Annotated in this window: 8 protein-coding genes; 7 read left to right on the forward strand and 1 reads right to left on the reverse strand. The window is 39.1% G+C overall.

All coding sequences use genetic code 11. The features are described from left to right. The first annotated feature begins 193 nt into the window (after positions 1–193). From IEX94_RS19950 to IEX94_RS19100, 5 genes are all read left to right on the forward strand, one after another. A complete protein-coding gene (locus tag IEX94_RS19950) occupies positions 194–412 on the forward strand; it encodes a hypothetical protein (RefSeq protein ID WP_188859785.1) in 219 nt (72 codons plus the stop codon). A gap of 281 nt (positions 413–693) precedes the next feature. Beyond that, complete coding sequence (locus IEX94_RS19085) at positions 694–867, forward strand: helix-turn-helix domain-containing protein (RefSeq protein ID WP_188859786.1); 174 nt, start codon at positions 694–696, stop codon at positions 865–867. A gap of 117 nt (positions 868–984) precedes the next feature. After that, entirely contained in the window at positions 985–1,614 is a 630-nt protein-coding gene (locus IEX94_RS19090; protein WP_188859788.1) for a DnaD domain-containing protein, read from the forward strand. Then, positions 1,611–1,943 (forward strand): replicative helicase loader/inhibitor, encoded by a 333-nt coding sequence (locus tag IEX94_RS19095; protein ID WP_188859790.1) that lies wholly within the window; start codon positions 1,611–1,613, stop codon positions 1,941–1,943. The genes IEX94_RS19090 and IEX94_RS19095 overlap by 4 nt, the downstream gene beginning before the upstream one ends. Positions 1,944–1,945: 2 nt before the next feature. After that, complete coding sequence (locus IEX94_RS19100) at positions 1,946–3,250, forward strand: replicative DNA helicase (protein WP_188859792.1); 1,305 nt, start codon at positions 1,946–1,948, stop codon at positions 3,248–3,250. A gap of 390 nt (positions 3,251–3,640) precedes the next feature. Here IEX94_RS19100 and IEX94_RS19105 read toward each other — a convergent pair whose 3' ends face one another. Further along, positions 3,641–3,856, reverse strand: a complete 216-nt coding sequence (locus tag IEX94_RS19105; protein WP_188859794.1) for a helix-turn-helix domain-containing protein — start codon at positions 3,854–3,856, stop codon at positions 3,641–3,643. A 243-nt stretch (positions 3,857–4,099) separates the two neighbouring features. On the opposite strand from IEX94_RS19105, the gene IEX94_RS19110 reads away from it, so the two are divergent. Together IEX94_RS19110 and IEX94_RS19115 are read left to right on the forward strand one after the other, a co-directional pair. Then, positions 4,100–4,315 (forward strand): hypothetical protein, encoded by a 216-nt coding sequence (locus IEX94_RS19110; protein WP_188859796.1) that lies wholly within the window; start codon positions 4,100–4,102, stop codon positions 4,313–4,315. Between the two features lie 1,022 nt (positions 4,316–5,337). Further along, complete coding sequence (locus IEX94_RS19115; RefSeq protein ID WP_188859798.1) at positions 5,338–5,694, forward strand: type II toxin-antitoxin system SpoIISA family toxin; 357 nt, start codon at positions 5,338–5,340, stop codon at positions 5,692–5,694. Positions 5,695–5,726: the final 32 nt, after the last annotated feature.

Consider the following 5,726-nt stretch of genomic DNA (forward strand, 5'->3'; position numbering starts at 1 on the left):
ATGAATATAACTTGAAGTTATTCCAAAAAACATTCAAGCTGGAGGGCACGTAAGTCTTCCCCAAGTGCTTCTTTTTGTTTTACGGGATCCAATACTAAATACTTCAAGATACCTTTCTTCGGCAAAACAACGATTAATATATGGCTTTTTTGAAACATATTTAAAAATATCAGAAGAAGAGGAGGAAAAGTTGATGAAGGAAATTAGGGATTTACCAGAGGCTGAAAAAATATTGGAAATTCCAATTTCATATGAGGAGAGAGGAAAGGAGCTAGGGAGAAAAGAAGGTAGAGTTGAAGGAGTTAAGCAAGTAGCGATGGAAATGATAAAAGAAGGAGCTAGTTTAGAATTCATCTTTAAAGTAACAAAGTTAACAATGGAAGAGTTAGAGAAATTAAAAAAGCATATTTGAATATAACTTGAAGTTATGCCAAAAAACCTTCAAGCTGGAGGGCACGTAAGTCTTTCCCAAGTGCTTCTTTTTGTTTTACGGAATTCAATTCTTCAAGATACCTTTCCTTGAACAGTACGAGGTCAGCTCGTTATGATGGGCGGGTTTATGTTAATGGATACTGAAAAGCGGGTTAATCAGAAAAACTTCTCTGATTAACCCGCTTTTTCTATTTCCTTATTCAAAAATACCCCCAAATCCCGACTAATCTCGATTATAGGAGTAAAAGGGAGGGAAATCAGATGGAAACACGTACCATGTCCGTTGAAGAAGTAGCTGCTTTCCTCGGATTGCACCGGGATACCATCTATGATCTAGTTAGAGAAAATAAGCTTCCGCATGTCAGACTTGGCGGCAGGATATTCTTTCTGGAAGATGTGTTGGAAAATTGGCTGCGTAAAAATATGGTGGAATAGGGCCGAGGCGCTAAAGATCGGGGGATAAAACCTTCGATCTGCAGTTGGCCTTTTTGGCGTGGTTTGCAAGTATAGCTAAAAAGCGGATTCATTTTAATGAAAGGGAGAGAAGAACGCATGACAAAATTAAATTTTCACAGGGAAAAGAATATGTTTATGGACTGGATCATGTTGAATGATATGTCTACAGGGGAGATTGCACTATGGCACACATTGATGAATATGGGAAATCGGCTGGGGCAGCGACGCTTGTTTAATGCGCCTGCTTCGACCTTAATGCGCTTAACCGGTCTATCCTTTTCTGAATCTGCACCAATGGAGTTCAGAAACTTGACCCAACAGTTGACCGAAGAGTTGACCATACATAAAGAGAAAGTTAAAGAAAAGAGAAGAGGAGGAAGCGGCGAAGAGGAACTGCACTCTATTTTTATAACGTATGAAAAAAATATCAACAAGCTGACCCCGCTTGTGAAAAGAGATCTATACCAATGGATACATGCACTTGGTAGGGAAGTGGTTGAAGAAGCGATTCACATTACAGTGAAAAAAGGCGGGAGGACATTCAGTTATACCGAAGCAATCTTAAACGAATGGGAATCCCACAACTTAAAAACATTAGAGGAAATCAGGCACTATGAAGCGGAGAAAGGGTTAAGAAATAGAAAGAAGCTGATCCAAATGCCGAGCAGTAAGCCTGACATAGAAGAAGAATCACTGGAAGAATGGGCAAGGGAGGTATTCCAATGACAACTGATGAAGCGCTGGAAATATTAAAGACGATTAATGAAATGTATCCGAAGTTTAATCTGACGAAAAGAAAAGCAAAAATCCTTATTCCAAGTTTAAAGCAAATGGACTATACCGGGGTCTTGAAGAATCTTAGCGCACACGTGATGCATCAATTGTACCCGCCAATGCTTAGTGAAATTGCTGCATATCCGCCAGTAACAGAGAAAGACTCGTCACTTGCGGAAATTGAAAAATGGGAAGAAGAAGCGAAAAAAGTGACACCAGAAATGAAACAACATTTCGAGGAGCAGTTCGAAAAATTACTTCAAAAGAAAGGATGGAATTAAACATGGATACGTATTATGCAGAAACAAGCCTGCTTGGTTCCATTCTACTCGAAAGTTCACTCTTTAAAGAAGTCGAGATTGATTCCAACTATTTTAACTATTCGCGGCACAAGGTAATTTTTGAGGCAATGGAGGAGGCTTATAAAGAGAAAGAAAAAATAGATGCAGTCATTCTCACGAGCGTGTTAGGAGAAAAAATCGGAGCAGTTGGAGGTGTCATGTACCTGACGGATCTCGCCGAATCTGTACCGAGCACTTCGACATTCAAACATTATGAGCAGATTTTGAAAGAATCCTATCAACTGCAGCAGGCAAAGTTAGCCGCACAGGAGTTTCTAAATCAACCCACTGTCACAAACTTAGACCGTCTGCTTGGTGACTTAAAGGATTGCAGTTCGTTAACAGCCTCCTCAATAAAAGAAAGCACCTATAGTGACTTAGTGGCGATCAGTGAGGAACTGATAGATCCTGCATCCGAACATATTGGGTATATGACCGGCTTAGGCTCATTTGATCAATTAACTGGAGGGCTGCAGCGGGGAGACTTGATGATCCTCGCTGCGAGACCTTCTGTAGGGAAGACGGCTTTCGCATTGAACTTGGCAGCAGGTCATTGTAAAAACGGCGGATCGACGCTTTTGTTTAGTCTCGAAATGGGGAGACGCCAGCTACTCAAACGAATGATTTCCGCAGAAGCATTTGTGAACGGAGGCAAGTGGCGCGATATTAAGAACCGCTTTTCACCAGAGGATTACGAAAGAACGATGAACGCAATTGGAAATCTCACAAACTGGCAACTGGAGATTATGGACACGAAACGCAGCCTCGCAGAAATCCGTGCAGAAATACGGAAACACCTCCAAGATCCAGCAAAGAGGAATCATCTTGTCATTATCGATTACTTGCAGCTCATCACGCCTTCGATTCTGAGAAAAGATCGCCGCGATCTCGAAATCGGGGAGATTACAAGAGAGCTGAAGTTACTTGCGATGGAGCTGGATATTCCAATTATCCTTTTATCTCAGCTATCTCGGGGTGTAGAAACAAGGCAGGATAAGCGCCCGATGATGTCTGATTTAAGGGAATCAGGAAATATCGAGCAAGATGCGGATGTCATTGCTTTCTTGTATCGGGATGACTATTACGATAAGGATAGTGAAAAGGAGAATGAGCTCGAAGTAATAATTTCGAAGCATCGGAATGGGCCGATTGGGGTGGTGGAATTGGAGTTTTTGAGGGAGTATGGGAGGGTGAGGGAGTGGGATAGGGCTTGTGGAGGGAAGGAGCGGGAAATGTTGATTGTGTGATAGAAAAGATAAGAATAGAAGGAACGAAATAATAACTATTGGTTTAGTGTAAATTCAATTCCATCGACAAGCACGCATCCCCACCTCCCCGCAGTTAGGTTTATTAAAACTAGAAGTTTATTAGTACTGGCTATTAAATATGATATTCATTTAAAAATATTTTGATAAATTATTGAAGAACAAGAACGTATGTGCTATTATGCGAGTAGATGGCGGGTTTAAAGTATCGAATAATCAACCAAAAGGTTAGTCCCTATTGTCAGAAAAGTATTAGAGCAACATATAGTAGAGTTTAATATCTCCAAAAAATTTCAACTAAATCTATAAGAAGCTGTACTGATTACCTTCTTTGCCTTCCGCCATCTTTATAAAGAGTGCATAAATTTTTTACTACTCATCTGTTAAATCAATAATATCTCTAATGTCGTCAACACCCAATGCTTCTGCTATTTTTTCTATATGTCGGAAGTTAATGTTTTCTCTTTTATGGTTTGATAGCTCACTTAATGTCGCATGTCGAATATCGGTTAAGCGAGACAGTTCTCTTAATGATATATTATGTTCAACAAGTAATTCTTTGATTTTTATAACAACTTTTTTCTCCATAGGCCCCACCTAATAAAAAATATTTGACTATATGAAAAAGTTAGCATATACTACATGAAAACGTGGTACTTATATAAGTACCAACGAGGGCAGAAAAGTTAATACATCAAGTTTATGATTAATCGTAGAGGGTGGTGGTATCTTAATTGATTGTATCTCTAAGAGTACGTTGCGAGTGGTTAAAGTTATCCGAGTATAGGTGTGGGTGTAACTATTAAACTATTAGTTAGGAGGATTAATCACATGCTAAGGGAAAAAGTATTGAAAGAAGATCTTGTTAGAAATCTGTATCGCAAACTTGCCCTAGTAGAAATAGAAAGAGCACTCATTAAAATATCCTGTAGTTTGATGGAAGATGATGTATATACCGTTGACGATGCGGTAGGCGAACTAATAAAAATTATAGATTTAATTGAAATGGAGCGGCAGGGAATCGTGAGTGATATGGGCATTTCTTAAAGTCGTTTTAGGAAAAAAGTGATGACTAGGTAATAACGAGATTCTAGTATTTTTAATAATTAGTAAGGAAAGATTGTAAAAGGAGTATGCATCCATGCTATAAAGGAAAATGATGGATATTATCTATACTCTTTATTGATCGAGATACATTCTAACAATTTTAGATATAGAAGTCTAATCCTAAACTGAAGAAGGAAATAGGTTAATTCCACCTCTGCCATCTTTTTGGTCCACTTAAGACAGTTTTGAGCCACCGCTGCCAAGATTGAGCTAGTATGTTTGATACTATATATAGCAACACTCCCACCACCTTTGACCTTGTTTGTGTCCGTGTGGTTTTGATGCGGATGGCTAATAACCAGCCTTTAGAGCCCTATCCAAATCAATAGCATACCACAGACAATCGCTCCTAAGTTCCACTGGTGGGACTCCGAGCCCTTCCAGCCAGCATTAAGAAGTGGAATGGTAGTAAAGGGCGAGCGGCTAAAGCCTTGGTTAGATATTCTTATTTCTAGCAAGTGGTGTAAAGTTGCACACTATACCAGCTAAAAACGGGTGATTTTTTGCAAATTCGAACGGATATTTCTACGTTATTTCAGCCAAAATCTGGCGTAATGTACAAATTCACTACCATTTAATTACAATAATACGTTTGTGGCTTGACATGGAGCCTCTGTGGGCATGGGTTGTTGTGAAAGAGGAAATCGGCAAAACACCGATTTCACAAGGCTTATAGCCTACCATGCCCACTTCTCCATGTAAAGCCGTGTCACGGACTTTTGTTAGTATTTTCCAAGCCGGAATACTGTGCTAATGTGAATCTGTGATAATGTGGATATTTACACAAGTGGAACACCTCTGTCATAGCTGGATCATTTCCTTGTCAAGGTGAATCAAAAAGATGGCATAAATGGGGCAATCGGACGGCTGGAATCATCTGGAATCTATGCTGATTGCAGAATCTCTCCAATGAGTAAAACGAGTTTATGTAATAATCAAATTAAAAAGAAAGGGGAGAGCAAATGGATACAGTACTTCTTGTTTGTTCCATTGTAATAGTTATCTTCTTAGGTATTTATATTGTTGGGCTATGGAAGAAGCCAAAACTAGCTGCCCTTTATATAAAGCAAGTAAGAGCAACTTGGTACTTTGTCTTCCTAGCAGGTTCATTAGTATTTATCAATTCCTATCCAGAAAGTTTATTTATTCGCTGGGAGCAATATTTAATAGTATTAATTGGATTCTTTCTCATTGATTCTTTCATATTTCTAAATCTTTATGTTTCAAAATTTGGGGGAAATGAGCTAAAAGAACATCCAGAGGTAGAAGAAGCGATAGCGGAAACTCAAGAATTATTGAATCATGTATTTCGCAAGTGAAAAGTGAGCCACATCGCAATTTAAAACTGAGC

It is taken from the genome of Oceanobacillus indicireducens, assembly GCF_014647195.1.
GTDB lineage: Bacteria > Bacillota > Bacilli > Bacillales > Amphibacillaceae > Oceanobacillus > Oceanobacillus indicireducens.

What these genes read in the sequence shown, in the direction of transcription:
- IEX94_RS19950 (WP_188859785.1), top strand. Translation starts at nt 194, where the DNA reads ATGAAGGAAATTAGGGATTTACCAGAGGCTGAAAAAATATTGGAAATT.
- IEX94_RS19085 (WP_188859786.1), top strand. Translation starts at nt 694, where the DNA reads ATGGAAACACGTACCATGTCCGTTGAAGAAGTAGCTGCTTTCCTCGGA.
- IEX94_RS19090 (WP_188859788.1), top strand. Translation starts at nt 985, where the DNA reads ATGACAAAATTAAATTTTCACAGGGAAAAGAATATGTTTATGGACTGG.
- IEX94_RS19095 (WP_188859790.1), top strand. Translation starts at nt 1,611, where the DNA reads ATGACAACTGATGAAGCGCTGGAAATATTAAAGACGATTAATGAAATG.
- IEX94_RS19100 (WP_188859792.1), top strand. Translation starts at nt 1,946, where the DNA reads ATGGATACGTATTATGCAGAAACAAGCCTGCTTGGTTCCATTCTACTC.
- IEX94_RS19105 (WP_188859794.1), bottom strand. Translation starts at nt 3,856, where the DNA reads ATGGAGAAAAAAGTTGTTATAAAAATCAAAGAATTACTTGTTGAACAT.
- IEX94_RS19110 (WP_188859796.1), top strand. Translation starts at nt 4,100, where the DNA reads ATGCTAAGGGAAAAAGTATTGAAAGAAGATCTTGTTAGAAATCTGTAT.
- IEX94_RS19115 (WP_188859798.1), top strand. Translation starts at nt 5,338, where the DNA reads ATGGATACAGTACTTCTTGTTTGTTCCATTGTAATAGTTATCTTCTTA.